The sequence below is a fragment of the Streptomyces sp. NPDC127114 genome (assembly GCF_042677525.1).
Classification (GTDB): Bacteria; Actinomycetota; Actinomycetes; order Streptomycetales; family Streptomycetaceae; genus Streptomyces.
In genome coordinates, this window is the sequence record NZ_JBHXTJ010000040.1 from 18098 (window position 1) to 44411 (window position 26314).

At 74.3% G+C, this 26314-nt stretch carries 19 protein-coding genes; 9 read left to right on the top strand and 10 right to left on the bottom strand.

Annotation, left to right across the window (positions count from 1 at the left end):
- Genes ACFVGS_RS29915 through ACFVGS_RS29955 form a run of 9 tightly spaced genes read right to left on the bottom strand, consistent with a single transcriptional unit; the run spans window position 1 to window position 12299 of the window.
- Window positions 1–996: a 3-oxoacyl-ACP synthase gene (locus tag ACFVGS_RS29915; RefSeq protein WP_384410488.1), complete on the bottom strand. Its 996-nt coding sequence runs from the start codon at window positions 994–996 to the stop codon at window positions 1–3.
- Entirely contained in the window at window positions 993–2120 is a 1128-nt protein-coding gene (locus ACFVGS_RS29920) for an acyl-CoA dehydrogenase family protein (RefSeq protein WP_384410485.1), read from the bottom strand. The genes ACFVGS_RS29915 and ACFVGS_RS29920 overlap by 4 nt, the downstream gene beginning before the upstream one ends.
- Window positions 2113–2385: an acyl carrier protein gene (locus ACFVGS_RS29925; RefSeq protein ID WP_384410482.1), complete on the bottom strand. Its 273-nt coding sequence runs from the start codon at window positions 2383–2385 to the stop codon at window positions 2113–2115. The genes ACFVGS_RS29920 and ACFVGS_RS29925 overlap by 8 nt, the downstream gene beginning before the upstream one ends.
- The gene (locus tag ACFVGS_RS29930) at window positions 2382–3299 is read right to left on the bottom strand and encodes a 3-hydroxyacyl-CoA dehydrogenase family protein (RefSeq protein ID WP_384410479.1); all 918 of its coding nucleotides are present in this window, start codon (window positions 3297–3299) and stop codon (window positions 2382–2384) included. Before ACFVGS_RS29930 ends, ACFVGS_RS29925 begins: the two co-directional genes overlap by 4 nt.
- A complete protein-coding gene (locus tag ACFVGS_RS29935) occupies window positions 3296–6772 on the bottom strand; it encodes a thioester reductase domain-containing protein (RefSeq protein WP_385694787.1) in 3477 nt (1158 codons plus the stop codon). Before ACFVGS_RS29935 ends, ACFVGS_RS29930 begins: the two co-directional genes overlap by 4 nt.
- Before the next feature lie 17 nt (window positions 6773–6789).
- The gene (locus ACFVGS_RS29940) at window positions 6790–7140 is read right to left on the bottom strand and encodes an acyl carrier protein (protein ID WP_384410475.1); all 351 of its coding nucleotides are present in this window, start codon (window positions 7138–7140) and stop codon (window positions 6790–6792) included.
- Entirely contained in the window at window positions 7137–10199 is a 3063-nt protein-coding gene (locus tag ACFVGS_RS29945) for a condensation domain-containing protein (RefSeq protein ID WP_384410471.1), read from the bottom strand. The genes ACFVGS_RS29940 and ACFVGS_RS29945 overlap by 4 nt, the downstream gene beginning before the upstream one ends.
- The gene (locus ACFVGS_RS29950; RefSeq protein ID WP_385694791.1) at window positions 10196–12049 is read right to left on the bottom strand and encodes an amino acid adenylation domain-containing protein; all 1854 of its coding nucleotides are present in this window, start codon (window positions 12047–12049) and stop codon (window positions 10196–10198) included. Before ACFVGS_RS29950 ends, ACFVGS_RS29945 begins: the two co-directional genes overlap by 4 nt.
- A gap of 52 nt (window positions 12050–12101) precedes the next feature.
- The gene (locus ACFVGS_RS29955; protein ID WP_384410465.1) at window positions 12102–12299 is read right to left on the bottom strand and encodes a hypothetical protein; all 198 of its coding nucleotides are present in this window, start codon (window positions 12297–12299) and stop codon (window positions 12102–12104) included.
- 307 nt (window positions 12300–12606) lie between these two features.
- Between ACFVGS_RS29955 and ACFVGS_RS29960 the strand changes: the two genes are divergently transcribed.
- The 9 genes from ACFVGS_RS29960 to ACFVGS_RS30000 all read left to right on the top strand — a co-directional run bounded on the left by ACFVGS_RS29960 (window position 12607) and on the right by ACFVGS_RS30000 (window position 23751).
- Window positions 12607–13152 (top strand): GNAT family N-acetyltransferase, encoded by a 546-nt coding sequence (locus ACFVGS_RS29960; RefSeq protein WP_385694793.1) that lies wholly within the window; start codon window positions 12607–12609, stop codon window positions 13150–13152.
- Between the two features lie 232 nt (window positions 13153–13384).
- Window positions 13385–15631 carry an RNA polymerase recycling motor ATPase HelR gene (helR, locus tag ACFVGS_RS29965; protein ID WP_385694796.1) on the top strand — a complete coding sequence of 749 codons (2247 nt, stop codon included), beginning with the start codon at window positions 13385–13387 and terminating at the stop codon, window positions 15629–15631.
- A 143-nt stretch (window positions 15632–15774) separates the two neighbouring features.
- Window positions 15775–16926, top strand: coding sequence for a questin oxidase family protein (locus ACFVGS_RS29970; protein ID WP_384410457.1), 1152 nt, complete (start codon window positions 15775–15777; stop codon window positions 16924–16926).
- Between the two features lie 103 nt (window positions 16927–17029).
- Window positions 17030–18265 (top strand): GNAT family N-acetyltransferase, encoded by a 1236-nt coding sequence (locus ACFVGS_RS29975; protein ID WP_385694798.1) that lies wholly within the window; start codon window positions 17030–17032, stop codon window positions 18263–18265.
- 126 nt (window positions 18266–18391) lie between these two features.
- Complete coding sequence (locus ACFVGS_RS29980) at window positions 18392–18808, top strand: STAS domain-containing protein (protein ID WP_384410451.1); 417 nt, start codon at window positions 18392–18394, stop codon at window positions 18806–18808.
- 72 nt (window positions 18809–18880) lie between these two features.
- Window positions 18881–19273 carry an STAS domain-containing protein gene (locus tag ACFVGS_RS29985; RefSeq protein ID WP_384410448.1) on the top strand — a complete coding sequence of 131 codons (393 nt, stop codon included), beginning with the start codon at window positions 18881–18883 and terminating at the stop codon, window positions 19271–19273.
- Window positions 19270–19920, top strand: coding sequence for an ATP-binding protein (locus ACFVGS_RS29990; RefSeq protein WP_384410444.1), 651 nt, complete (start codon window positions 19270–19272; stop codon window positions 19918–19920). Before ACFVGS_RS29985 ends, ACFVGS_RS29990 begins: the two co-directional genes overlap by 4 nt.
- A gap of 89 nt (window positions 19921–20009) precedes the next feature.
- Window positions 20010–20480: an ATP-binding protein gene (locus ACFVGS_RS29995; protein ID WP_384410442.1), complete on the top strand. Its 471-nt coding sequence runs from the start codon at window positions 20010–20012 to the stop codon at window positions 20478–20480.
- A 40-nt stretch (window positions 20481–20520) separates the two neighbouring features.
- The gene (locus ACFVGS_RS30000; RefSeq protein ID WP_385694803.1) at window positions 20521–23751 is read left to right on the top strand and encodes a HAMP domain-containing protein; all 3231 of its coding nucleotides are present in this window, start codon (window positions 20521–20523) and stop codon (window positions 23749–23751) included.
- A gap of 23 nt (window positions 23752–23774) precedes the next feature.
- Here ACFVGS_RS30000 and ACFVGS_RS30005 read toward each other — a convergent pair whose 3' ends face one another.
- Window positions 23775–26261, bottom strand: a complete 2487-nt coding sequence (locus tag ACFVGS_RS30005) for a SpoIIE family protein phosphatase (protein WP_384410436.1) — start codon at window positions 26259–26261, stop codon at window positions 23775–23777.
- Between the last annotated feature and the right edge of the window lie 53 nt (window positions 26262–26314).

Here is a 26314-nt window from a genome sequence, read left to right on the forward strand (position 1 = left end):
TCACACCTCCCACAGGGTCACGGCCCAGGCCGCGACCGGGCTGTTGTTGAGGACGAGCACGAGGTCGCCCGGGGCCAGTTCGCCGCTCGCGAGGAGCGCGTCGAGGTTGAGCACCACGTCCATGGCGCCCAGGTGGCCGTAGGCGGCCAGGTGCTCGCCGCACACGGGGTGGATGGCGAGGCCGAGCAGGGTCTCGTAGAACTGGTACGCGCTCGCGGTGACGTTCTGCATGAGCGTCGTGGTGACGGCGCTCTTGTCGACGCCCGCGTCCGCGAGCACCTCGTCGACCATCCGGGCGAGCCGCATCCGGCTGTTCATGGCCAGCTCGAAGCGGTACCGGTCGGGCGAGGCGCACTCCTCGCGCCACTCGTAGTACGGCACCTGCTTGTAGTCGACCCGGAACAGGTCGTGGAAGGTGCCGTCGGTCTCCTGGCGGTGCGCCCGCAGGACCGGCCGGCCGCCGCGGACCAGGGTCATCGCGTAGGCGCCGTCGCCGATCACGGTGACCGGGTACCGGACCCGGTCGAGGCCGGTGGGCCGGCTGCCGTGGGCGATGAGCACGCTCTGCCGCGACGGGTCGGCGAGCAGCAGGTCGCGGCCGAGCGCCCAGGCGGCGCTGGAGCCGGTGCAGCCGAGCCCGTCGAGGGTGAAGGCGAAGGTGCCGTCGAGCTTGGCCTCGGCCTGGACGCGGCAGGCGTCCGAGCCGAGCAGCACGTCGGGGGCGCGCGGCCCGACCAGCATGAGCGTGTCGGGGCGGCCGGGCCCGCCGGGCGTGTTCTCGTCGAGCCCGTCGAGGAGTCCGCGTACGGCCCGGGCGGCCAGGTCGCCGGCGGTGGTGTCCTCCAGGACGCCGACCGTCTCGATGCCGCTGCCGCGGGCGAACTCGGCCTCCTCCGGGGTGAGTCCGGCGAACTCGGGGAGTTCGCCGAGCGGCGTGCGGACGGTGGGCAGGACGGTGTGGACGGCGCCGATGCCGATGGTGGTGTCGTGGTTCATGACCACACCGCCAGGGCGTGCTTGCCGAGCAGCAGCTGGCTGATCTCGTTGCTGCCCTCGATGATCTCCATCAGCTTGGCGTCCCGGTAGGCGCGGGCCACCGGGCCGCCGTCCTGGGCGCCGGCCGAGGCCAGGACCTGGACGGCGGCCGCCGCGCCGCGGGCGGCGTGCCCCGCGGCGAGGTGCTTGGCGGTGACGGCGGAGGTGACGAGCTCGGGGCTGTTCTCGTCCCAGCAGCGGCTGGCCTGCTCGCAGCAGCGGGCCGAGGCCTCCTGGGCGACGTGCAGTTCGGCCAGGTGCCGGGCGACCAGCTGGTGGTCGGCGAGCGGCGCGCCGAACTGCTGCCGGGTGGCGGCGTGGGAGGCGGCGGCCCGCAGGCAGGCCCGCAGGATGCCGACGCAGCCCCAGGCCACCGAGACCCGGCCGAAGGTGAGGGCGGAGGTCACCAGCCAGTCGACGGGGAGGCCGGCGCCGCCGAGGAGGCGGTCCGCGGGCAGCCGTACCCCGTCGAAGGTGACGTCGGCGTGCCCGGCGGCCCGGCAGCCCATGGGGTCGGCGACGCGCTCCACGGTCACGCCGGGCGCGTCGGTGGGGACGACCACCGCGCCCGCCCCGGCGCCGTGGCGGCCGAAGACGACGAGGAGGTCGGCGTAGGCGGCCACGGTGATCCAGGACTTCCGGCCGTCGATGACGACCGTGTCGCCCTCGGTGCGGATGGTGGTGGTCATCGCGCCGAGGTCGCTGCCGGCGCCGGGCTCGCTGAACGCGACCCCGGCGAGCCGGCCGGAGGTGAGCTCGCCCAGGTGGACGGCCTTCTGCTCGTCGGTGCCGAGGCGCTCGATCGTCCAGGCGGCCATGCCCTGGGAGGTCATCACGCTGCGGACGGAGGAGCACAGGGCGCCGACGTGCGCGGTGAGTTCGCCGTTGTCGGCGCTGCTCAGGCCGAGCCCGCCGTACGCGGCGGGGACCTGGGCGCACAGCACGCCCTTGCCGCCGAGTTCACGCAGCAGCCCGAGCGGCAGCTCGCCCGCGCGGTCCCAGGCGTCGGCCCGGTCGCCGATCAGCTCGCCGGCCAGCTGCTCCGCCTCGGCGCGGGCGGAGAGCACGGCCGTCGGCTCACTCATCGCCGCCGCCCCGCAGGCGCAGTACCAGGGCGGTCATCGCGTCCACGCTGCGGAAGTTGTCGAGCGTGAGGTCGGAGCCGCCGACCTGGACCCCGAAGGACTGCTCGACGTGCACGAGCAGCTCCATCGCGAACAGGGAGGTGACGAGACCGGTGGAGAAGAGGTCGACGTCGCCGGCCACCTCGGTCTTCGTCCGCTGCTCCAGGAACGCGGTCAGCGTCTCGCGGATGGCGGCGGTGTCCTGCTGGGTGGTGGGGGTGCTCATGACGTGCTTCCTCCGTAGGTGAAGAATCCGCGGCCGGTCTTGCGGCCGAAGTCGCCGGCGGCGACCTTTTCCAGGAGCAGGGCGCAGGGCTCGTAGCCCGCGTCTCCGGTGCGCTCGTGCAGCACGCGCAGGGAGTCGACCACGTTGTCGAGGCCGATGAGGTCGGCGGTGGCGAGCGGTCCCGTGGTGTGGCCGAGGCAGCCCTCGAAGGCGGCGTCGACGGACGCCGGGTCGGCCACGCCGTCGGCGACGATCCGGGCGGCCTCGTTGATCATGCGCTGAAGGATCCGGTTGATCACGAAGCCGGGTCCGTCGCCGACGACGACTCCGTGCTGGCCCAGGGCCTCCAGGAGGCCGCGGGCGGCCTCGACGGCGGCCTCGCCGCTGCGCGGCCCGCGGATCAGCTCCGAGGTGTGGATCAGATAGGGCGGGTTCATGAAGTGGATGCCGACCAGGTCCTCGGGCCGGGCCACCGAGTCGGCCTGCTCGTCGATCGGCACGGCCGAGGTGTTGGAGATCAGCAGGGTGCCGGGAGCGACCACCGCCGAGGCCTCCGCGAGCACCTTCGCCTTGAGCGGGGCGAGTTCGGTCACGGCCTCGACGACGGCGGTCGCCTCGGCGATGTCCTCGATGCGGGTGGTGGTGACGAGCTCGCCCGTGGCGCCCTCGCGCGGCAGCTTGCCCATCATGCGGGCCAGGCGCAGCTGGCCGGTGGCGGCGGTGCGGGCCTTGGCGAGGATGTCCTCGGAGACGTCCACGAGGATCACGTCGATGCCGCGGCCCAGGGCCAGGGTGGTGATGCCGGTGCCCATGACGCCGGCGCCGATGATCGCCAGGCGGTGTCCGCCCGTGGCGGCACCCGTGGTGCCGGCCGTCGTGGACCCGGGGACGGTGCCCGTCGGGTTGTCGCTCACTTCTCCCCCTCGTTGTCGCCGCGCGCGCCCTCGGCCGCCAGGGCCGGGAGCAGCGAGCCGATGTCGTCCGTACGGTGGGCCAGGAAGGCCAGGCCGCTGCGCAGCTGCTCGCCGGTGACGAGCGGCGAGAGTCCGGCCTTGCGCAGCCACGGCTGCCAGGCGCGGGCCTGTACGCCGGCCTCGTCGAGCTCGTGGCCCTCCATCTCGTAGAGGGCGGTCGCGGAGAGCACCTTGCTGCCGGTCTCCGTGGCGCGCTCGGCGACGAGCCGCTGCCACTCGGTGAGGGGCACGGTGCGGGTGGGCAGGCCGGCCTCCTCCAGGGCCTCGAACAGGTCCTCCAGGCTCGGCGAGATCTCGTCGACCAGGTGGTAGGCGCGGCCCACCGACTTGGAGGACAGGGCCAGTTCGGCGACCGCGCGGGCCAGCACGTCGACCGGGGAGACCGGCATGCCGCGGTCGTCGACCGGGCGGGCGCCGACGACCAGGCCGCTGGCGAGCAGGAACCAGATGAGGTCCTTGTCGTTGCAGGCGCCGGTCTTGCTGGAGGCCATGATCAGGCCGGGGCGGAACACGCGTACCCGCATGCCGTCCTGGTCGGCGCGCTCCAGGATGCGCTCGCCGACCCACTTGCTGACGCCGTAGCCGCCGAGCTGCGGGTCGAGCGGCTGCTCGCGGGTCTCCATCAGCATCCCGTCCGCACCGGCGGGCGCGGTGGCGGCGACGGTGGAGATGAAGCTGACGTCGCGGATGCCGAGCGGGCGCATCCAGTTGAGCAGGGCGACCAGCGGCAGGACGTTGTCGTCGCGCAGCATGCGGTACGGCTCGGTGAAGACGACCTTGGCGGCGCAGTGCAGGACGTGGCCGACGCGGGTGGCGAGTTCGCCGTCGCGGTAGGTCGCGCAGACCTCGGCGATGTCGCGCAGGTCGCCGGGGACGGCGTGGACCCGCTCCGGGTCGGGCTCGGCCAGGCCGAACTTGGCGGCGGTGGCCTTGAGCCTGGCCATGCCCTCGGCCTCGTCGGCGGCGCGGACGACGCAGTAGACGCGGCCCTTCGACGCGCGGACGAGCTCGTCGAGGAGGAAGGCGCCGAGGTAGCCGGTGGCGCCGGTGAGCAGCACGTCCTTGCCGGGCGCGGTCTTCCTGGCGAGCGGCTCCAGGGCGATCTGGAGGTCCGCGTCGACGAGCGCGCCGTCGCCGTCGGCGGCCGGGTCGACCTCCTCGTCGCCGAGACCGGCGCCGTTGAGGAGGCCCTCGACGATGGTGGTGAGGCGGCGGACGGTGGCCTGGCTGCCGCCGGCCCGGTGGATGTTGACCAGGACGCCGAAGCGCTGCTGGATCTCCAGGACCAGCTGGACCGAGAGCAGGGAGGTGCCGCCGAGGGCGGCGAACTCGTCGTCCAGGCCGATGGTCTCGTGCCCGAACAGGTCCTTCCACAGCTGGACCAGACCGGCCTCGACGCTGCCCTCGGCAGCGGTGGACGTCTCGCCGGTGCCGGGGGCGGCGGGCGCGGCGGCGACCGGGCCGTCGTAGGTGAGCCGGTCGAGGGCCCAGTGGCGCTTGCGGGTGAAGGGGTACGTCGGCAGCGCGAGCCGGCGGCCGCTGCGGCCGGCGAGCGCGGACCAGTTCGCCTCGGCGCCGTGCAGCCAGGCGGTGGTCACCGCGTCGTCGAGGAGGTCGGCGAGGGTGTCCTCGTCGAGCGGCGCGGCGGGGTCCGGCAGGGCGACGAAGTGGCGGTCCCTGGCGGGCTCGCCGTGGCCGACGTACAGCGGGAAACGGCCCTCGGGCAGGTTGTCCTGAGTGCCCGTCAGCGGCTCGCCGAGCTCGGGCAGCGCGGCGCGCAGGGCGGCGAGCAGCGCGGCCGGCGGCTGCGGGGCGTCCGCGGCGGGCAGGACGAGCACGGGGCGGCGGCCAGCGGCGCGCTCGGTGCGCACGGCCGGCGGACGCGGCATCCGCAGGGCGGCGGCGAGGCGCTCGCGGGGCGCGGTCACGACGCGCCGCTCGTCGAAGGCGGCGCGGCCCACGCGCAGGGTGTGGGCGACGTCCTCGGCGTCGAGGCCGCCCTCGTCGAGCGCGTCGGCGAGCCGGCGGCAGGCCTGGTCGAGCTCGGCGCGGGTACGGGCGGAGAGCACGAGGCGTACGGTGGCGCGGCTCGGCGCGGCGGGGCGTACCGGCTCCGGCGGGGCGGCGAGCACGACGGCGGCGTTGGTGCCGCCGACGCCCATGGAGTTCACCAGGACGTGCCGGTCGGCGTCGGTGCAGTCCTCGCCGGTGGTGGTGACGAAGAACGGGCTCTCGTCGAGGATGCCCGGGTCGCGCGGCCGCTCGAAGGTCGGGTGCGGCGGGATCTTGCCGGTACGGGCGACGTGCACGGCCTTGATGAAGCCGGCGATGCCGGCGGCGGGTCCGGTGTGCCCGATGTTGGACATGACCGAACCGAGCCCGCAGTAGGCGGTCTTGTCGGTGGTGGCGCGGAACGCACGGTTGAGCGCGATGAGTTCGATGTTGTCGCCGACCGGGGTGGCGGTGCCGTGCGCCTCGACGTAGCGCAGCTTGTCGGCGCTGACGCCGGCGGTGCCGAGGGCGGCGGCCACGACGTCGGCGACGCCGCGCGGGCTGGGCGCGATGAAGCCGAGCCGGTCGCCGCCGTCGTTGCCGACGGCGCTGCCGCGGATCACGGCGAGCACGTTGTCGCCGTCGGCGAGGGCGTCGTCGAGACGGCGCAGGGCGACGACGCCGACGCCCGAGCTGTACGTGGTGCCGGTCGAGCTCGCGTCGAAGGAGCGGCAGTAGCCGTCCTCGGAGAGCACGCCGCCGGGCTGGTGGCGGTAGCCGCGGAACGGTTCGAGGACCGTGGCGCCGCCGGCCAGGGCGATGTCGCACTCGCCGGACAGCAGGCTGAGGGTGGCGTAGTGGACGCCGTACAGCGAGGAGGAGCAGCCGGTCTGCACGCTGACGGCGGGGCCGCGCAGGCCCAGCTTGTACGCGGCGCGGGAGGTCATGAAGTCGGCCTGTCCGCCGACGGTGAGCTCCAGGTCGTCGACGGCGGCGCGCAGTCCCTGCTCGCGGGCCTTCGCGGCGAGCAGGGCGGCGGAGTAGTTGCCCGCGGCGCTGCCGGCGAAGACGCCGACGACGGGACCGTCCTTGCGGACGGGGTGTCCGGCGTTCTCCAGGGCCTCCCAGCAGGCCTCCAGGAAGATCCGCTGCTGCGGGTCGATGGTCTCGGCCTCGCGCGGCGGGTAGCCGAAGAACTCGGAGGCGAAGTCCTCGACGCCGGGCAGCGAGGTGGCGACGCGGACGAAGGCCGGGTCGGCCAGCATCTCGTCGGTGACGCCGGCGGCCTTGAGCTGCTCGGGCGACATCTCGCGCATGGAGACGACGCCGCGGTCGATGTTGCGCCAGAACTCGTCGGGAGTGGTGGCGTCGGGATAGCGCAGGCCGATGCCGATGACGGCGATGTCGGTGCTGTTGGTCATGGTCGGGGTTCCCTCGCTCACTCGGAGATCTGGTCGCGGCGGGCGCGGCCGATCAGGCCGCCGCGGTTGCGGGCGCCGAGCTCGGTCAGCTCCTCCTCGGCGCCCGAGGTGTCGCCGAGCAGGGCGACCTGGGCCTTGACGGTGCTGTGCTGGAACAGGTCGGAGACCTTGAGGGTGCGCTCCGTCAGCGGGTCCAGCTCCTCCCACAGCATGATCAGGAGCAGCGAACTGCCGCCCGCCTCCAGGAAGTTGACGTCGTCGGGCACCTGGTCGACGCCGTCCAGGTCGAGGGTGTCGGCCCAGGCCTGCCGGACCCGGGCGAGCAGCTCGGTCTCGGTGAGCGGGGTCGTGGCCACGGTGTTGTTCACGAAGTGCTCCTGGTGATGGGGTGGGAGTCGGGGTCGGCCGCGAGGTCTTCGGCGGCGGCGACCACGTCGGTGAGCAGGGCCTGGGCCGTGTCCCGGGTGAAGAGGTTGACGGCGTACGCCAGGCACAGGTCCAGACGGTCGTCCGCTGCCTCGGTGGCGACGAGTTCGAGCTCGTACTTGATGTGCAGCGGTTCCAGCGGGAGGAAGCGGGCGGTGGTGTCGTCGGTCAGGACGGCGGGGCCGGTGGCGCCGCTCTGGGCGCTGAGGAACACCGGCGTGAGGGCGGGACGGCTGAGGTCGCGGTCGCTGTGCAGCTCGTTGGCGAGGACGTCGAGCGCGACGTCGGCGTGGCGGTAGGAGACGGAACAGCTCTCCCTGACCCGGCCGAGCAGTTCGCGCCAGGTCGGTTCCCCGCGCAGGTCGAGGCGGAGGATCAGGGTGTTCACGAACATCCCGACCGCACCGGCCGCGGCCGGCTCCTCGCGCCCGGCCCACGGGAAGGCGAAGAGGAAGTCACGCTGGGTGCCGCGCCGGGCCAGGGCCACGGCGAGCAGCGCCGCGGTGGTCATGAAGAGGGTGCAGCCGACGACGTCGGCGGCGACGGCGCGCAGCCGGGCGGCGGTCTCGGCGGGCAGCCGCTCGGTGAGCAGGGTCGCCTCGGTGGACTGGAGTTCGGTCCGCGGCCAGTCGTGGGGCAGCGCGATGTCGTTGGGCGCGCCCGCCAGGTGTTCCAGGAGGGCGGCGGCCCGCTCGGCCTCCTGCGCCGGGGTCGCCGGCGTCGCGGGGCCGAGCGCCGCCGGGTGGACCGGCTCCCCGAGCTCGGGGGCGGTGCCGTCGGACAGGGCGCGGTAGGCCGTGCCGATCTCGGCGAGCAGCAGGTCGCGGGACCAGCCGTCGGAGACGATGTGGTGGACGACCAGGGCGAGCACGGTCCGCCCGGGTCCCAGGGAGAGGATCTCCGCGCGGGCGGGGGCGTCCTGCCCGAGGTCCATGGGGGCCCAGCACAGCCGGGACAACCGGTTGCGCAGGGTGTCGGGGTGCCAGTCGGCGGCGTCGGTGACCTCGGTGGGGGCCGGGGTGGCCGTGGTGCGGTAGCACACGTGGCGCTTGCGCCGGTCGAGGCAGAACACCGAGGACAGGGCGGGGTGCCGGGAGAGGACGAGGTCCACTGCCCGGCGCAGCACGTCGTGGTCCACGGGCCCGCCGTACTCGACGAGCGTGGGGATCAGATACGCGGCGCGCAGCGACGGCAGCCGGTCCAGGAACCAGAAGCGCTGCTGCACCGGGGAGGCCGGGTGGGCCTCGGCGTCTCCTGCGGGCACCGGGGCGGGCCGCTCGGGCGCCTCCGGCGCGGGTCCGGCGTCCTGGGCGGCGGCCCGCGCCTCGGTGAGGAGGCGGGCGAGTCCGGCGACCGTCGGGTCCGGCAGGAAGACGCGCGGTGAGACGACGAGTCCGTGCCGGCGCTTGGCCTCGGCGAGCATGGTGACCGCGAGCAGCGAGTGGCCGCCGAGCGCGAAGAAGTCGGAGCCGGGGGCGAGTTCGGCCGCCGCCGGGGCGGGGCCGAGCCCGCCGCGCTGGGCGAGGGCGGCGACGAAGAGCTCCGCGGCCTCCGCCTCGGCGCCGGTGAGCGGCGCGCCGGTGGCGGGCGCGGCGGGAGCGCCCGTGGCCGGGCCGGCCAGGGGCGCGGCGGGCGGGGCGGGCTCGGGCGGCAGGTCCTCGGCGGCGGGCTGGCCGGGCAGTTCCGGCAGCGCGTCCAGCGGTGTGTCCGGGTCCCTGACGGCCGCGTCGAGCAGGGCGGCCAGGCCCTCGGCGAGGTCCCGCGCGGTGGCGGCGGCGTACAGCTCGGTGTCGTACTCGATCGTGACGGCGAGACCCTCGGGGCCGTCCTCCAGGATCAGCAGCAGGTCGAACTTGGCGGTGCCGGTGGCCAGGACGGCGGGCGCGGTCCAGCCGGTGCGCCCGGCCCGCGGCGCCGGCGTGTTCTGGTACACGAAGCCGACGTCGACCAGCGGCCTGCGGCCCGTACCGTGCGCGGCGGCGACGGCGGCGGTCAGCCGGTCGAAGGGCACGCGCTGGTACGACAGCGAGCGGAAGGCCTCCTTGCGGGTGGCCGCGCACAGGTCGCGGAAGGAGCCGGCGGTGTCGACCCGGCAGCGCAGCGGCACGTTGTTGACGAAGAAGCCGACCGCCTCCTCCAGGCCGGGGTGGTCCCGGTTGGCCGTCATCGTGCCGAGCAGGAAGTCGCTCCGGCCCGACCAGCGCCGCAGCACGGCCTGGACGGCGGCGGTGAGCACGACGTACGGGGTGACGCGCAGCGAGCGGGCGAGTCCGGCGATCCCGGCGCGGACCGGCGGCGGGACGGTGAGGGTGTGCTGGGCGCCGGGCCGGCTGCCGTCCGGGGCGGCCGGCCGGTCGGCGCGGCCCGCCAGGCGGAGGCCGGGGGCGACGCGCAGCAGTTCGGCGACCCGCTCGTCCAGGCTCCGTACGGCCGCGGGGTCGTCCTCCGCGCCGCGTTCGAGCGCCGCGAAGTCGGCGTAACGGGTGGGGAGTGCGGGCAGCTCCGCCGGATCGCCGGCGGCCGCCGCCTCGTAGGCGCGGGCCAGGTCGTCGAAGAGCGGGGCCAGCGACCAGCCGTCCACCGCGATGTGGTGGACGGTGAGCAGCACCGCGTCGCCCTCGGGCAGGCCCTGCCACAGCGTGCAGCGCAGCAGCGGGCCGGCGGTGAGGTCGAAGGGCGCGCGGCCGCGCTCCGCGGCCTCCCGCTCGGCGCGGGCGGACGCGTCGGGCGCTCCGGTCAGGTCGACGACCTCGACGGGCACCGGCTCGGCGGCGAGGACCTCCTGCACGGGGCGGCCGTCGGCCAGCCGGTAGACGGTGCGCAGCGGCTCGTGCCGTGCGGTGACCGCCTCCAGGGCGAGGGAGAGGGCCTTGGGGTCGAGGTGTCCCCGGGCGCGGAAGAACAGCGGGACGTTGTAGGTGGGGTTGCCGGGCGCGGCGGCGTCGGCGAACCACAGCCGTTCCTGCGCGAAGGAGAGCGGCGAGGGGCGGTTTCCGGTCACGGGGCGGCCACCAGGGAGGTCGAGGCCACGTGGGCGGCCAGCTCTTCGAGGCTGTCGGTCAGCAGCACGGCACCGGCGTCGATGCGGACGTCGAGCCGCTGCTGCACGCGTACGGCGACCTGCATGGCGAGGATGGAGTTGCCGCCCAGGTCGATGAAGTTGTCCGCGGGGTCGACGGCCTCGGCGCCGAGCACGTCCTGCCAGACGGCCTGGAGCGCGGCGATCACCGGGGCGTGGGCGGCGTCGGTGCCGGACCCGGCGGCCGTGCCCGGCCCGGACGGGGCTGGTTGCGCCGGAGTCGCGGCGGGCGCGTCGAGCAGGCGCAGCAGCTGGTTGCGGTCGGCCTTGCCGGTCGAGCCGAAGGGCACGCGGTCGAGCACGAGCCAGCGCGACGGGAGCATGTAGCTCGGCAGCGTCTCGCCGAGGCGCCGGTTGAGGGCGCCGGGCAGCTCCTCGCGGCCGAGGCCCGCCGCGCCCTCGGGCGAGGGCAGGACGAAGCCGACGAGCGAGGCGGCGGGGCCCTCGCCGGTCTTCTCGACGAAGGCGGCGTCGGCGAGGCCGCAGGCCATCGCGGTGCGCTCGATCTCCTCGAGCTCGATCCGGAAGCCGCGCAGCTTGACCTGCCGGTCGGTGCGTCCGAAGAGCTCGACGGCGCCGTTCGGCAGCAGCCGGCCGGTGTCTCCGGTGCGGTAGATCCGTTCGCCGGTCGCAGGCAGGGTGACGAAACGTTCCGCCGTGAGCTCGGGGCGGGCCAGGTAGCCGAGGGCGACGCCCGGGCCGCCCACGCACAGCTCACCCGTCTCCCCCTCCGGCACCTCGTTCAGTCCGGCGTCCAGGAGGTGGAGGGAGGTCTCCTGGAGCGGGAAGCCGACGGGCACCCGGTCGAGCCCGTCCAGGCTCTCGTCCGTGCAGTCGAAGTACGCCGCGAAGGTCGTCGTCTCGGTCGGGCCGTAGCCGTTGACCAGCCGGCCGGGCGGCTCCGCCGCGAGGACGCGGCGCACCGCGGCCAGTTCCAGCTGCTCGCCGCCGACCACGACGGTCCCGACGGTGCCGAAGGCACCGGCGCTCTCGCGCGCCACGGTGTGGAAGAGGGAGGTGGTGAGGAACATGTGGTCGATCCGCTCGGCGCGGATCAGCGCCGCCCACTCGTCCATGGCCAGCTCGGTGACGGACGGGAAGACCACGACGGTCGCACCGCCGCAGAGCGCGTTCCACAGCTCGAAGGTGGTGGCGTCGAAGGCCGGGTTGGCGGAGCTCGCCACCCGGTCGCCCGCCTCCACGGTGCAGAACAGCGCGTTGAGGGCGAGCCGCAGCACGGCCCGGTGGGGCACGACGACGCCCTTGGGGCGCCCGGTGGATCCCGAGGTGAAGTTCACGTACGCCGGGTCGTCACGGTCCCCGGACACCTCGGGCACCGGCAGACCGGGGTCGCTGCGGGGCAGGTCGAGCGGCGTGACGCCCTCGGGCAGCCAGTCCGGCAGACCGGCCCAGCGGCCCGGGGCGGCCCCGGCCGCACCCGGGGCACGGACGATCACTCCCGAGCCGGACTCGGCGACGATGTCGGCGAGCCGGCTGGTCGGGGCGAGACCGTCCAGGGGGAGGTAGGCGGCGCCGCAGCGCAGGATGCCGAGGAAGGTGACGATCAGGTCGACCGAGCGGTCCTGGGCGACGGGTACGAGATCGCCCCGGCCGACTCCGCGGCGGGCCAGCTCGGCGGCCAGCCAGCCGGCGCGCTGCCACAGCTCCCGGTACGAGAGCTCCAGGCCCCCCGCCGGATCGCGTACCGCACAGGCTTCAGGCTGTCGCTCGACCCACCGTGCCACGACCTCGTGCACGCTGACTGCCGCCATTTCCTACCCCTCCTCTGAATTCGAAATGAACTGTGCGTAAAGCGGGGGCCGCTCAGCCCCAGCCGTGGTCGTCGGTTCCGTCGGCGAGGACGACAAGGCCCTCCGAGGACGCGGGCTCGACGCCGGCGCTCCGGCCCCAGCCGTGGTCCGCCGCGATCCGTCCGTTGGTTTCCGCCACGGAACCGGCGCCCGCCAGGAGTTCACCCGAGACGACCGGAGCGGTCGCGAGAAGAACGGCCGAAAACACCATTCCGGCAGACTTGACGAACCGCTTCGTAAGCATCTTTCTCCGTTTCGGTCGACGGCCGCCGAGATTTGCCGGCCGCGTTCGCTTTCAGACATCCACATCGTGTGGCGAGCGGGGAGCGGAGATCAACAAAGCGTGATCGCATGCCTGTGCGGCGCATGTTCATGCGGACCGATGAAACGGACATCCCGGACTGGCCCGGTGGGCGCGCCGATGGACGCTCGCCTATCGTTGGCCGCGTTCACCAGGGGTGCCAACGGCCGTCATCCGCCCGCCGCATCGCCTGGACCCGACCCCGAGGGAGGCTTGCGTGACGCTCTTCGGCCACGACCTGACAGACTCCGCCCAACTGCGCCCACTGGAGCCGTGGCAGGCACAAGAATTCGCCACGTACGTCGACCGGGTGCGGCCGCATCTCGCGCCGTGGCTTCCGTGGGCCCACTTCATCGTGGACGCCGACTCGGCACGGCAATTCCTCCAGCGGTACGCCGATACGCAGAGTCAGGACGGCGGCCGCATTTTCGGCATCTGGGTCGACGGCGAACTGGAGGGCGGGGCACTGTTCCGCATCTTCGACGTGCCGACGGGTGTTTGCGAAATGGGCGTCTGGCTGTCGCCCGACGTACAGGGAAAAGGCCTCGTCACGCGCGCGGCCCGGCATCTCGCGGACTGGGCGTTGCGGGTACGCGGAATGCACCGCGTCGAATGGCGCGTGACCCCGGCCAATACGCGCAGCATCGCCGTCGCCAAGCGACTCGGAATGCGGCACGAGGGTACGTTGCGTGAGGTGTTCGCCTTCAACGGCGCCCGCCAGGACCTGGAGGTCTGGGCGCTGCTCGCGGACGACCCCGCGTAGCCGCCGTACGTATTCGGCCGCCGCTCGTCCGGCCTTCGGCCCGGCCTCGCCCGGCCTTGTCCGACCCGACGTCGCCCGGCCTCACCGGGCCCGGAAACGCGAAAGGCGAGGAGTACCCGCTCCTCGCCACTCTCAACTTATAGCGCATGGGGGGCCTTGCGGCAAGGCCCCCCTCGTGCCGCAGAATCACTGGCCTTGACGCCGGAACCTGCGGAAATGGGAGTTTCACGACGTGCGTACCACTACGTCCGCGTTCAATCTGTCCGACCGCCTCTCCCCCAAGGCCGACCCGGCGCTGATCGCCGCCGACGAGCAGCACTTCGCGGCCGTCGCACAGAGCCTGGAGCAGACGGTCACCGAACTGTCCGAACGCCTCGACGCGCTGCGCAAGGCGCCCGGCGGCACGGGCCGCGAGGCCATGGAACGGGACGCCGAGATCCACCGGCTGACCGCACGACTGCGCACCTTCCACCGCTTCGGTCTCGACCTGTGCCTGGGCCGGATCGTTCCCGCGGGCACGGACGCCGGCTCCGCCGAGCCCGTGTACATCGGCCGGCTCGGCCTCACCGACGCCACCGGCCGGCGGCTGCTGATCGACTGGCGCTCGCCCGCCGCCGAGCCGTTCTTCGCCGCCACCCACGCGCGGCCGATGGGCCTGGCCAGCCGCCGCCGCTACCAGTGGAGCGGCGGCCGGGTGGACGACTACTGGGACGAGGTCTTCACCGCCGACGGGCTCGAAGGGCACGCGGCCCTCGACGACCAGTCCGCGTTCGTCGCGAGCCTGGGCGGCAACCGCTCGGAGCGGATGCGGGACGTGCTCGCCACCATCCAGGCCGACCAGGACGCCATCATCCGGGCGGGCTCGCGCGGCGCGCTCGTCGTCGACGGCGGCCCGGGCACCGGCAAGACCGTCGTTGCCCTGCACCGCACCGCCCACCTGCTCTACTCCGACCCCCGCCTCGGTCACCGGCGCGGCGGCGTGCTCTTCGTCGGCCCGCACCAGCCGTACCTGGCCTACGTCTCGGACGTCCTGCCCAGCCTCGGCGAGGAGGGCGTGCGGACCTGCACCGTGCGGGACCTCGTGCCCGAGGGCGCCACGGCGGTGCCCGAAAGCGATCCGGAGGTCGCGCGCCTCAAGTCCTCGGCGGACATGGTGCGTTCGATCGAGCTGGCCGTACGGTTCTACGAGGAGCCGCCCGCCCGGGGCCTGACCGTGAGCACGCCCTGGGCCGACGTACGGCTGACCGCCGACGACTGGGCCGAGGCCTTCGAGGCCGCCGAAGGAACCCCGCACAACGAGGCCCGCGAGCTGATCTGGGAGGAGGTCGGCAACCTGCTCCTGGAGAAGCTCGACGGCGCCGAGATCCCCGAGGACCGGTTCCGGAAGTCGCTGCGCGCCGACCGCGAGCTGGCCGAGGCGCTGCACGGCGCGTGGCCGGTCCTCGACCCGGCCGACCTGGTCGGCGACCTGTGGTCCGTCCCCGCGTACCTGCGCATGTGCGCGCCGTGGCTGTCCCGCGAGGAGGTACGGCTGCTCCAGCGCGCGGACGCCCGGGCGTGGACGGTGTCCGACCTGCCGCTCCTGGACGCGGCGCGGCAGCGGCTCGGCGAGCCCGAGGCGGCGCTGCGCAGGCGCCGTTACCAGGAGGCGCTCGCCGCGCAGCGCGAGCAGATGTCCGCGGTGGTCGACAACCTCATCGCCGCCGCGGCCGACTCCGGCGCCGACGGCGACGAGGGCGAGGGCCTGGTGAGGATGCTGCGCGGGGAGGACGCGAAGGTCAGCCTGGTCGACGAGACCTCCCTGCCCGGCGCCGAACGTGACGTCCTGGCCGGTCCGTTCGCGCACATCGTGGTGGACGAGGCCCAGGAACTGACCGACGCGGAATGGCAGATGCTGCTGCTCCGCTGCCCGTCCCGGTCCTTCACCGTGGTCGGCGACCGCGCCCAGGCGCGGCACGGCTTCACGGAGTCGTGGCGGGAACGGCTCGAGCGGGTCGGCTTCGACCGGATCGAGCAGGCCTCGCTGAGCATCAACTACCGCACGCCGGAGGAGGTGATGGCGGAGGCCGAGCCCGCCATCCGCGCCGCGCTGCCCGACGCGAACGTGCCGACGTCCGTGCGCAGCAGCGGCGTCCCGGTGGTCCACGGTCCGGTCTCGGACCTGGACCGGATCCTGGACGAGTGGCTCGCCGAGCACGCGGAGGGGACCGCGTGTGTCATCGGTGCCGGCGACGGGGACGGCGGCGCCTCCGCCGGAGACGACCGCTTCCGGCCGGAGGACCGGGAGCGCGACCACGACCGGGACCGCGACCGGCACCGGGTCCGGTCGCTCACGCCGACGCTGTCGAAGGGGCTGGAGTTCGACCTGGTCGTGCTGGTCGACCCGGAGCGGTTCGGCACCGGCGTCGAAGGCGCGGTGGACCGCTACGTGGCGATGACCCGGGCGACCCGACAGCTCGTCGTCCTGACCAGCGCCTGAGCCGCCCGGCCGGGTTTGCCTACGCCGGGGCGGCGACGGCTGCCGCCGCCCCGGCGTAGGGCCGGCGGCGGAGGCCGTTCCCGTCCCGGCCTACGCCTCACGACCGTTACGCCGTCCCCGGCGCGGCGCCTAGTGTCCCCGCCATGGAGACGACAGGCACAGGGACGACGGGCACGGGCACAGGCACGGCAGATACGGAGGCGTCGGGCAAGGGGACGGCGAGCTCCGGACCGGCGGGGACCGGCACGGCGGGCGCCGCGACGACGGGCACCGGGACGGCGGGCGCGGACGCGACCGGGATCCTCGACGAGGCCCTGCAACGGCTGCACCGCTCCGGCCCCGAGCGGCTCGGACGGCTCACCAATCACGCGCCGATGGCGGTCGAGGCGCTCTCCGCGCGCGGCAGGGCGCGGGCCGTGCACCGCTGGCTCGACGCGTACGCGCCGAAACTGGAGGAGTTCCCGACCGGTGTCGCGCCGGTCACCGCCGCGGACTGGCACTCCGCGCTGGGCGACCCGCGCCGGGCCGCCGACTGGATCGACCACTTCGGCCGCGAACTGGCCGAGCGGCCCTGGCGGGACGTCCTCGCCGAGTGGTGGCCCCGGCTGCTGCCCGGCATGTACGGCGGCTCGACCCACCCGGTGATCCGCGTCGGGCACGCCGTACGCACCCTGCTGGCCGGCGGGCACACCGAGCCGCGGCTGACCGAACTGGCCCACGGGCTCGGGTACTGGGCCGCCCGCCACCGCCCGGTCGCCGGACTCGCCGCGCTGCCGGGCGCCGACGGCGCGGCCGCCGCCCTCGACGCCGTACCCGCCATCGCCGTGCAGGAAGGCGGCTTCCCCGACCGGCTCGGGCGGGTCGAGCGGCTGCCGGTGTGGGCGGACTCGGTCACCGAGCCCGACGCCGCGTACGAGCGGCTGACCGAACTCGTCCGGGCGGCCACCCACCGCTACGCCACCCACGGCCACGGCGAGGAGACCATGCTCGTCCACGCCGCCACGGCCCCCAACGCCGTGCTGCGCACGCTGCCCGCGCTCCCCCGCTCCCTGTGGGTGCCGAGCCTGCGGGCCGCCTGGACCGCTTCGGCGGCCGTGACCGCGATGTACGCCCCCGCCGCCCCGGCCGTCCCGGCCTCACCGGGCACCCTCACGCCGGAGGAGGTCATGGAACGCGCGCTCGCCCACGGCGACGAGCACGTCATCAAGCTGACCGACACGGCACTGGACTTCGCCGACGAACTCTCCCTCTCCGCCGCACTGCGCGCCGTCGAACTCAGCACACCGCTGAGGTGACGGCCGGAACGTTAAATCGTTTGACCCTGCCGCCGGTCGGGACTGCACTGTCGCGGGGCACCACCCGCCGTGGTGCCGCCGTCCCGGGGAGGAAGCAGCAGCGATGGACATCCGTACGACCAGCGACCAGGACCACGACGTCTTCGTCGACACCCTCCATGCCGCGTTCGGGCGCTTCCCGGAAACCCCGGCCGAGGACGGCGGCGGCGTCTGGTGGGCGGCGCTCGAAATGGACCGCTGTCTGCTGGCGGTGACGCCCGACGGGCGGCCTGTCGGCACCGCCGGCGCGTACTCGTTCGAGCTGACCCTGCCCGGCGAGGTGCTCGCCCCGGCCGCCGGCGTGACCGCCGTCGGCGTCCTGCCCTCGCACCGCCGCCGGGGCGTGCTGAGCGCGATGATGCGGCACCAGCTCTCCGAGCTCCGGGCCCGCGGCGAGTTCCTTTCCGTCCTGCTGGCCTCGGAGGCCCCGATCTACGGCAGGTTCGGCTACGGACCGGCGACCTACACCCAGCGGCTCACGGTGTCGCGCCACCAGGCCGGCCTCACCGAGCCCCGGGCGAACGGCCCGGCCGGCGGCCCGGTGCCCGGCCAGGACACCGGCTCGGTCGAGCTGCTGCGGCGTGCCGAGTGCGGCGGGATCCTGGAGGAGGTCTACGACCACTACCGCCGCGCCCAGCCGGGCGCCCTGTCCCGGCCGCCGCGCTGGTGGGCCAGGGGCGCGGGGCAGCCGCCGGTCGCTCCGGCGGCGCGCTACGTCGCCGTCCATCGCGACGCCGACGGCGTCCCCGACGGCTACGCCAGCTACTCGGTCGGCGAGCCCGACACCCTCACGGTCGACGAGACCGTCGCCGCCGACGACGCCGTCTTCACGGCCCTGGCGAGGTTCGTCCTCGGCCACGACCTGGTCGGCCGGGTCGTGTTCCGGCACTTCCCGCCGGAGCACCCGCTGCGCTGGCAGTTCGCGGACTTCCGCGCCGGCGAGGTCGGCAACCACACCGACTGGCTCTGGGTGCGGATCCTCGACGTCCCCCGTGCGCTGACCACGCGCGGCTGGTCGGGCGACGGGGAACTCGTCCTCGACGTCCACGACCCGTTCCTCGGCGAGCACGGCCGCCACCTGCTGACCGTGCGGGACGGGAAGGCCGCGTGCGTCCCGACGGACCGGGAGCCCGACCTGTCCCTGGACGTGCGGGACCTGGGCTCGGTCTACCTCGGCGGCACCGCGCCGAGCACGCTCGTCCGGGCCGGACACGTCCGGGCCCACCGTCCGGGCGCGGCCGCCCTCGCCGACGCGCTCTTCGGGGCCGGGCGCCCTCCGCACTGCCTGCACTGGTTCTGACCGCGGGCGCACCGGTGCCGGGCGGGTGCCGCACCGGTTCCGGCCGCGGGCCGACCGGGTGATTCCGGGCTCCGGCCGCGCATGCGGAGGCCGGGAACGGGGCAGCCGCCCGTCGGAGGTGCCGCCATGGTCCCCGTAGATTTCGTGCCGCCACTGGGCAGGGATCCGGAGTTCGCCACCACGGAGCCGTGGACGTACCGCGCTCCGGCGGGCACCGCGTGGGTCGTGCGCGGGCCCTCCCCGGCGCCCGGGACCGTCGTGCTCTCGGCGGCCGGCGAGTTCGACGTCGAGACGGTCGGCTGTCTGCGCCAGGCACTCGCCGAGGCCCGGCGGTCCGACGCCCGGCAGACCGTCCTCGACGTCTCGCAGATCGGATTCGGGGACTCCTCGTTCCTGCACGAGCTGCTGGCCGCGCACTTCACGGGCGGTCGCTTCGTGCTCGCCGGGCCGGTGCCGCGCCAGCTGCGTCAGTTGTTCACGATGACGGGGACGCTCCGGCTGTTCCGCATCGTCAACGATCGCGCGGTACCTGGCTACGACTGATCATGGGGAAGCCGGCCACGGCCGGCAGGACGGACCGTTTCACGGTTCAGGACGGAAGGAGGCCGCGTCCGCATGGGAGGCATGGAGCAGACGGCGGAGGACTTCACCGGTCGGCTCGGCGTACGGGTCCGTGACGGGCATCGCCCCGGGACGGTCGTCCTGGCCGTGACGGGTGAGCTCGACCATGACACGGCGGCCCCGCTGAAGGAGGCCCTGGCGACGCATGTGACGGCCGAGCGGATCGTCGTCGACTGCTCGGGACTGCGGTTCTGCGACTCCACCGGGCTGAACGTGCTGCTCAGGACCCGGCTGCGGATGGCCGAGGGCGGCGGCAGGCTCGACCTGGCCGGGCTGCGGGCACCGGTGGACCGGATGTTCGAGATCACGGGAGCACGGTCGGTGTTCCGGGTGTACGCGGACACCGCGGCCGCGCTCGCGGACACACCGGCCGCGGAGGAAGCATGACACGCGGCGGCACCCGGAACGGCGGAGACGAGGGCCCGGCCGGTGCCGGGAGCGCCGGAGCGCCCGCCGACGGGCGGCACCCTGGTCCGCACGGCGGACAGCAGGAGGGGCCGCGGGGTGAGCGGCGCGACGAGCCGCGGGACCGGCGGCAGGAGGAGGTGCCGGGTGCGCGGCGCGACGGACCAGGGGCCACGCGGCAGGCCGGGCAGCAGGTGAGACGGCTGCTGCTGACCGGGCCCACCGGGGCGGTGACCCGCTGTCGCGACTTCACGGCCGAGGCGCTCACCGACTGGGGCTGGCTGCCGGCCGCCGCACCGGAGGACCGGGAACGGGCGGAGGACGTGCTGCTGCTCGTGTCCGAGGTCGTCACCAACGCCTGCCTGCACGCGGGCGGACCCGAGGAACTCGTGCTCCGCCACTCCGGCGGACGGCTGCGGGTGGAGGTGTACGACGGCAACCCGGCCCACCCGCGCCCTCACGGCCCGCGCTCGCCCGGGCTGCCGGGCGGGCACGGGCTGATGGTGCTCGACCGGCTGGCCGGCGCCTGGGGCTCGGCGTCGAAGGAGAACGGCGCGCCGGGGAAGGTCGTGTGGCTGGAGGTGCGCCGCCCCTCGCGCCCGCCGTGGCTGGTCGATCGCCGCGACTGACGTCAACGCCCGGCGCCCGGCCCCTGAGGTCGGGCGTCTCGCCCGCCCCTGCCAGGTTTGCCGGGCCCGTACCGGGAAACCCGCCCCTCGTGGCCAGCGGGAAGGAGATCCGGGCCGTCGACCGCTCGCTGCGGTACGACCTGACGGAAGGATCACACGAAGCGGGCGTGGTGGCGCGATGCCGCGACCTCACGCAGGGGGCGCTTCGGGCCTGGTTCGGGCCCGCGGGCTCGCCCGAGCGGCCCGCCGCGTCGGACGCGCTGCTGCTGGTCTCCGAGGTGGTCACCAACGCCCGCACGCACGGCGGCGCCGTCAGCGAACTGCAGCTCGCCGGAACGGACCGGGCCCTGTGGGTGCAGGTGAGCGACACCTGCCCGGACCGCCCCCGCCCGCACGGTCCGCACCGGGCCGACCGTTCCTCGGGCCACGGCCTCTACCTGCTGGAACGGCTGGCCACGCGCTGGGGCTGGGTGCCCCGGGGCCGGGCCGGGAAGACGGTGTGGTTCGAGGTGGAGGTTCTCCGGGAGGCTCCGGAGGCTTCCGGCGCCGGGCGGTCCTAGAGTGGATGAGCGGGGCGTCCGACCCCGCCGAGCAGGCCTCATGGCACAGCGCAGACACGTACCCCAGGGCACGAAGGACCGCCAGGGAACGCACGGCGACCACGGCGGGTCCGACGACGACGGTCTCCGACGGCTCCTCGACGGCCTGACGGCCGTGCGGGACGGCGATCTGTCCGTACGGCTTCCCGAGGGCTCCGGCGGTGTGCCGGGCGAGATCGCGTCCGTCTACAACGACATGGTCGACCGGCTCTCCCTGCTCACCTCCGAGGTCACCCGGGTCGCCGGCGAGGTGGGCGGGCAGGGGCTGCTGGGCGGGCGGGTGCACGAGCCGCGGGCGAGCGGCGTGTGGCGGGAGCTGACCACCGGCGTGAACACGATGGCCGACAACCTCACCTCTCAGGTGCGCTCCATCGCGCAGGTCGCGACCGCCGTGGCGCGCGGCGACCTCACGCAGAAGATCCGGGTGGACGCGCGCGGCGAGATCCTGGAGCTGAAGGAGACCATCAACATCATGGTCGACCGGCTGTCCTCCTTCGCCGAGGAGGTGACCCGGGTGGCCCGCGAGGTCGGCACCGAGGGAAAGCTCGGCGGCCAGGCGCGGGTGGGCGGGGTCTCCGGCACCTGGAAGGACCTCACCGACAACGTCAACTCGATGGCCGACAACCTGACCAACCAGGTGCGCAACATCGCCCAGGTGACCACCTCGGTGGCCCAGGGCGATCTGACCAGCCGGATCGACGTCTCGGCCCGGGGCGAGATCCTGGAACTCAAGACCACGATCAACACGATGGTCGACCAGCTGTCGTCGTTCGCGGCCGAGGTGACCCGCGTGGCGCGCGAGGTCGGCACCGAGGGAAAGCTCGGCGGCCAGGCGGAGGTCGAGGGCGTCTCCGGCACGTGGATGCGGCTCACGGAGAACGTCAACGAGCTGGCCGGCAACCTGACCCGCCAGGTGCGGGCGATCGCCGAGGTCACCAGCGCGGTCGCCGAGGGCGACCTGACGCGGTCGATCACGGCTGACGCGCCGGGCGAGGTCGGCGAACTGCGCGACAACATCAACGCGATGGTCGAGTCGCTACGGGCCACCACCCGGGCCAACGAGGAGCAGGACTGGCTGCAGACCAACCTGGCCAGGACCACGGCGCTGCTCCAGGGCACCCGTGGGCTGCCGGAGATCGCCGAACTGATCATGACGGAGGTGCCGCCGCTGGTCTCGGCCCAGTACGGGGCCTTCTTCCTCACGGTGGAACCGGAGGAGGCGGAGGAGGTCCGGGTCCGGGAGGGCCGGGAGACGCGGCGCGACCGGGAGGACCGTCCGGACGGGCAGGACCTCCGGGACCGCCAGGACATCCGGGACCTCCAGGGCCTCGAGGACCGGCAGGGCCTTCACGACACCCAGGGCCTTCACGACCGGCAGGGTCTTCATGACAGCCAGGGTCTTCACGAGCGGCAGGGTCTTCATGACAGCCAGGGTCTTCATGACCCGCAGGACGCCCGGCACCAGGAGGCCGGGACGGCCGGGCCCGATCTGGTGCTCGCCGCCTCGTACGGACTGCCGGTCGCCCCGGGCGGTCCGCCGCGCCGCTTCCGGTTCGGCGAGGGGCTGGTGGGGCAGGCGGCGCGGGACCGGCGCACCCTGCTCGTCGAGCCGGTGCCCGAGGGCTACGCCACCATCAGCTCCGCCGTCGGCACCGGTGAGCCCGCCGCGCTGATCATCCTGCCCATCGTGGTGGAGGACCAGGTGCTGGGCGCCGTCGAACTCGCCTCGCTGCAGCCCTTCAGCGCCCTCCAGCGGGACTTCCTCGACCGTTTCGTGGTGAGCGCGGGCGCCGTCCTCAGCTCTCTCGTGGCCAATCTGCGCACCGACGAACTGCTCACCCAGTTCCGCGGTCTCGCCAACGAACTACGGCTGCGCACCCAGGAGTTGCAGGCGCGGCAGCGCGAACTCCAGCGCTCCAACGAAGAGCTGCAGGAGCAGGCGGAGCTGCTCGCCGAGCGGAACGAGGACATCGAGTCGAAGAACCGGGTCATCGAGCAGGCCCGGCAGGAACTGGAGGCCCGCGCCCAGCAGTTGTCCCGTACCTCCATGTACAAGTCCGAGTTCCTGGCCAACATGAGCCACGAGCTGCGGACCCCGTTGAACAGCCTGCTCATCCTGGCCCGGCTGCTCGCGCAGAACCCCGAGGGCAACCTGACGGAGAAGCAGGTCGACTACGCGGAGGTCATCCACTCGGCGGGCTCCGACCTGCTCCAGCTGATCAACGACATCCTCGACCTGTCGAAGGTGGAGGCGGGCAAGATGGAGGTGCGGCGCGAGCCGTTCGCGCTGTCCCAGCTCCTGGAGTACCTGGAGGCCACCTTCGGGCCGGTCGCCGACGAACAGGGCCTGGACTTCACCGTCACCGTCGCCCCGGACGTACCGGCATACCTGACGACCGACGAGGGACGGGTGCGGCAGGTGCTGCGCAACCTGCTGTCCAACGCGCTGAAGTTCACCGACGCCGGCCAGGTGTCGCTGACCGTCGAGCACACCCCGCCCGACGAGATACCGGCCGCGCTGCGCGACGAACGGCCGGTGCTGGCCTTCCGGGTCAAGGACACCGGCATCGGCATTCCCGCCGACCGGCTGCGGAACATCTTCGAGGCGTTCCAGCAGGGCGACGGCACCAGCGCGCGCGAGTACGGCGGAACCGGGCTCGGCCTGTCGATCAGCCGGGAGGTGGCCAGGCTCGTCGGCGGCACCATCGAGGTCGAGAGCACACCGGGCAGCGGCAGCCGCTTCACCTTCCACCTCCCGGAGCGGGCCTCGTCCCACACGGCGGCCGGTACCGGTCCCGGGACGGCGGCGGTGTCCGAGCCGGTCCCGGCCGCGGAACCCGGCGCCGCGGCGCACGCGGGGCCGGGGCCCACCGTCCTCCTCGTGGACGACGACATCCGCAACGTCTTCGCGCTCACCCAGGTCCTGGAGGCGCACGGACTGCGGGTGCTGACCGCCGACGGGGGCCGACGCGCCATCGACCTGCTGGGCGGGCACGACGAGATACGGCTGGTCCTGATGGACGTGATGATGGCCGGGATGGACGGTTACCAGACCATCGAGGAGATCCGGCGACTGCCTGACCGCGCCGACGTGCCGATCGTCGTCGTCACCGCGAAGGCGATGCCCGGTGACCGGGCCCGCGCCCTGGAGGCGGGCGCCGACGACTACCTGGCGAAGCCCGTCGACGAGAAGGAACTCCTGGTCAAGATCCACCATCGCCTGGAGGCCTGACCCTCCGGTCCGGCCTGTGCGGCTCAGGGTCCTACGGCTGCGGGTCCCGCGCCTTGCGGTCCGGCGGCCTCCGGTCCCGTGCCTTCCGGTTCCGCGCCGTCCGGTGCCGCTTCGCCGGGGCGGCGCAGCCGTACCGCGACGACGCTCGTGTCGTCGTCCGTGTCGCCGAGTGCCGTGCCGAGCAGCGCGTCCACCAGCAGCTCCGGGCTCTCCCGGCCGGCCAGCCGCCCGGCGACCGCGAGGAGCCTGGCGAGCCCGGGCCCCAGTCCTTCGTGGCGCCGCTCCACCAGCCCGTCGGTGTAGAAGAGCAGGGTGTCCCCCGGCTCCAGCTCGGTGCGCCGCTCCTCGTACGCGTACGCGGGCACCGCCCCGAGCAGGATGTCCTGCGGCGGTTCGAGGAGCCGCGCCCGGCCGTGGCGGATGAGCAGCAGCGGCAGGTGGCCGGCGCTGGACCAGACGAGGCCGCCGTCCTCGGGGTCGTACAGCGCGCACACGGCCGTGGCGGTGGAACCGCCGCTGGTGCGCAGGGTGACCTCGTTGAGCCAGCCCATCAGCTGCGCGGGCGGCCTGCCGGTGAAGGCGAGGGCGCGCTGGGCGTTGCGGAGGGCGACCATGCCGGTGACGGATTCGATGCCGTGCCCGGCGATGTCGCCGACGGCCAGCAGGACCTTGCCGGTCGGCAGCGTCAGGACGTCGTACCAGTCGCCGCCCACCTGGTACTCCTCGGCCGCGGGCCGGTAACGGGCCGCCACCGTGAGGCCGCCGGGCAGCTCGCGCAGGGCGGTGGCCTCCGGGACGATGGCCTGCTGGAGCTGGAGGGCGAGCTGGTGGCGCAGTTCCGCCTGGCTGCGGACGGCGTTGAGGTGGTCGAAGGTCGCGGTGAGGGCGAGCTCGGTGCGCCGGGTCGCCGACACGTCCTGGTAGACGCCGACGAAGCCGGTGACGGCGTTCCCGTCGAGCAGCGGCTCGGCCGCGACCCGGACATGGCGCACGGAGCCCTCGGGCAGCACGACCCTCAGCACCGTCTGGGCGCCGGAACGGCGCTCCGTGAGCGTCCTGAGCAGCGCGGTCAGCGCCTCGCCGTCCTCCTGGTGGACCCGCGCGCGCAAGGCGAGCAACGGCAGCGGCGGCTCGTCGCGGGACATCCCGAAGATCCCGTACGCCTGCTCGGACCACACCGTGTCGCCGCCGGTCAGGCTGTCCTGGAAGGTGGCGACGCTCTGCAGACGGGCGACGGCCCGGCCGACGGCCAGGCCGGGGTCGCCCGCGGTGTGCCAGAGGACCACGCACCGGTCCGCTCCGGCCGGCAGGACACGGACGTCGAGCAGCGCGTCCTGTTCCTCCGGCACCCGGTCCGGGACGGCGCCCGCCGGCTGGCCGAGGGGCAGGTGGGCGGCGTGCTGGGGGTGACGGGTGTGGCGGGCGCGACGGGCGAGGCGGTCGAGAGCGCTGTGGACGTGGGGGAAGACCCGGGTCAGGGTCCGGTCGTCGGTCAGGAGATCGGCGCCGAGGGCGGTGGCGGCGGCCTCGTTGGCGTGTTCGACCACCAGGACCTCGGCCGTCGTGCCGGTGTGCAGCAGGACCGCGGGGTGGGTGAGGGCGTCGAGGAGGTCGACGAGCACGGGGGCGTCGGCCACCTCGGTGTCGGGCCGGTCGAGGACGGTGACGACGACGTCCATCAGTCCGGCGACGGCCCGGCGCAGGGCCGGGTCGAAGTCGACGGGGCCGGGCCAGCCGACCAGGGCGAGACCGGTCGTCGCGCCGCGCCGGCGCAGCGGCAGCAGGGCCTGGGCGCCGCCCGGCCGGCCCCCGGGCAGCACGGCCCCCTCACCGGGGCCGTCGGTCAGCCACACCGGGGCGTTGCCTTCGAGGGCGCGGCGGATCGGCTCCGGGACGGCGGGCGGGATCCACCACCAGGCCACCGCCTCCGAGGCGCCGACGCCGGCGTGCCCGGCGAGCCGCAGACAGCCGGCGTCGGTGCGCCGCCACAGCCACAGGCTGTCCGCGCCGAGCGGCCCGAGACCGCTTTCCAGGAGGGTACGGGCGGCTTCGCCGACGTCGTCAGCCGTCTCGGCGGCGGCGGCCGCACGGCGCAGCCGGCGCCCGAGCACGAACGCCGCCTCGCCGCGCAGCGGGCCCGTCGCGTCGCCCGTCGTCACGCCAGCGGCGCCCGCGTCCCGATCGCCGGTCCGGGCGTCGGCTCGGGCATCGGAACCGGCGGACCCGGAGCCACGGTGACTCCCGGGGGCTCCGAGAGCGTTGACGACGTCGGCCGCCAGGTCCTCGGCGGACAGTCCGGTGGCGGCGGCGAGGGCGGAGAGGTGCTCGGCAGCGTCGACGGCGGAGACGCCCAGCTGGGCGGCGAGGGCGCCGGTGGCGAGGTCGGTCAGATGGCGGCGGGCACGGTCGGACCGGAGCCGCAGGTTCTCCGCGGCCAGACCCGCGAAGCCGGGCTCGCCATGGTCGGGAGCCCGTGGGGGCGTGCCCTTGGGCTCCGCGGAACCGGTCAAGACGACCTCCGGAGCAGGCGCTCGTACCTCCTCGGAGTCTACTCGCGCGAACC